The sequence below is a fragment of the Micrococcus sp. HSID17227 genome (assembly GCF_003989405.1).
GTDB classification, from domain to species: domain Bacteria; phylum Actinomycetota; class Actinomycetes; order Actinomycetales; family Micrococcaceae; genus Micrococcus; species Micrococcus luteus.
The window spans coordinates 1-1,948 of the sequence record NZ_RBLN01000350.1 but is presented as its reverse complement, the minus strand read 5'-3'; the positions used below and the strand labels follow the sequence as shown (position 1 = coordinate 1,948).

2 protein-coding genes are annotated in these 1,948 nt (G+C 69.7%); both read right to left on the bottom strand.

Features of this window, described 5'->3' with window-relative positions; translation table 11 throughout:
• Positions 1-170 precede the first annotated feature (170 nt).
• Positions 171-494: a hypothetical protein gene (locus tag D8M29_RS11675; RefSeq protein ID WP_127435598.1), complete on the bottom strand. Its 324-nt coding sequence runs from the start codon at positions 492-494 to the stop codon at positions 171-173.
• Positions 495-541: 47 nt separating this feature from the next.
• The gene (locus D8M29_RS11670; RefSeq protein WP_186319908.1) at positions 542-1,672 is read right to left on the bottom strand and encodes a hypothetical protein; all 1,131 of its coding nucleotides are present in this window, start codon (positions 1,670-1,672) and stop codon (positions 542-544) included.
• Between the last annotated feature and the right edge of the window lie 276 nt (positions 1,673-1,948).

Sequence of the window (1,948 nt, the reverse complement as noted above, 5' to 3'; positions counted from 1 at the left end):
AGAAGGCCGGATCGACGAATCCGTCGAGCGCGATGATGGGCAACCCTGTCAAGCAAGATCGCACCCTGGCACCTCTGTCCAGCAGCACCCAACTGGCTCTGACACATGCGCCTAGTGGGTATACCCGACTGGACGCTGACCAGATGTTGCCGCGCGTCGCTCCAGCTTCCTCACTCGTACCAGGTGGCCTCGGGATACTTCTCCAGCAGCCGGGCAGGCTCATCCCCCGACGGCGGCCTGCCCGGCGAGCTTGGTTCGTACACACCGAACTGCAACGCATCCATCAGCACCGCCTCGAGATCGCCACGGCATTCGGTCAGACGCTGGCGCAGGTCCGTGCGGTGAGCGATCACCCGCTCCGGGTCCGCCGGGGAAGGACCCCCCTGCCAGGCCACCACCGTGAGCACCTCCCCGGTCACGTCGGCGTCAAGCAACCGCGCATAGACATCACGGCTGAAGTGACGCCGCTCCAGACGCCGAAGGATGCTGAGCACAGCCTCCGTGGAAGGCATCTGGCCCGACGCAGAAGGCCCGCGCTTGCTCACCCCTCCACCGGCGGGCTGGCCCCGCGTCCCCGCGCGGGGCCCTCCGAGCCGACATCACGGACGGGCAAGCAACGGGCCCATCCGTCGTCGCCGGATACGCGCTGCCAACATTGGCGGGGCTCCTCCGACTCACGGACCGTGTCGGTGAGCCACACGGTGGTGTCCGGGTTCCACCCGGCGAGCACCGTGGCCATATCCGCGTCCACGGGCAGAGCGCGCGTGGCCGCGCCGAGATAGCCCAAGGTGGTCAGGTGCACCGCGTCCCACTCGGAAGCGACCTGCTCCCAATCCGGGATGACCCACCGCCCGGACCGGCCGGTCACCCGGTACCAGTCGTGCCGACGCGAGGCACTGACCTCCAGCGGGAACCGCCGACACAGCCGGACCCAGTCACGTGGGCCACGGACCTCATACGTCCGACCCGCTCCCCGCACCGGGATCACCGTGGCCGCCTCCGCGCCGATGTCGTCCTCGACGAGGTCCAACCCAGCCGGGATCTGCCCGACGCTGACGACGGCCCCCTGCGGGATGGACCACCAGGTCCCGGAGAAGTTCGCCGTCGGATCAGCAGGATGCTCAGTGGCAGCCCGGACTTCCTGCCGCCGTTCTTCCCGAGCCCAGGCCGCCAGGACCCCTTGAGCATCCCGGGACACCGGGGCCGGATCCTCGAACGCCCGCCAGTCGATCACCCACTGCGCCGCTGCGCGCGGACTCCCCCAGTGCCGGGCCACTGCCGAGCCCAGCACGCCCTCGGCCACCGGTTCCAGGGCGGCCTGTACGGCCGGATGCCCGGCGAGCACATCCTCGCCGTCGGGCTCCTGCCAGTACCGGGCCGACATGACCGTACCGACCAGGGCCGCCTGGACCACCTCATCCGTCAGGCCCGAGAGGTCGAGGTCGGCCATCGCTTGCGCCGCCTGCTCGATGGACACGGCAGGACGCGCGCCCGCCTCCAGGGCACCGCCGCCCGGGGACCACACGACCAGGGAGGTGCCCCGGCCCGGATCCAGCTCATAGCCCAGCCAGAACACCAGCTCGGCAACCCGGAGGCTGAGCATCCTCGTCGCCTCCAGACACAGACGCCGCCCACGCGGGCCGGCCAGCAGGTCCTGCACGCTCGCCTTCATCGGCCCATCCTCCCCCGGCCCGCAGGCTTCGTCGAGGGCCAGATCCGCGGTGCCAGGCCCATCCCCCACCATGCTGGCTCCGAAACGGAGTCTCCACGTCTCTGCCCGGATCGGTCGCTGCTGCATGCTCCCACCGGGCCCTTTCCCCAAGTTGAGCCCCGCATGATGGTGTAACGCTCGGTGGCCGAGTTCGTCGTTGCGGACGAGGGCGCGGCCACCGTGAGATCTTTCGAGTTCACCTCTCACAGCACCCTCGAAAGGACATCATCACGATGA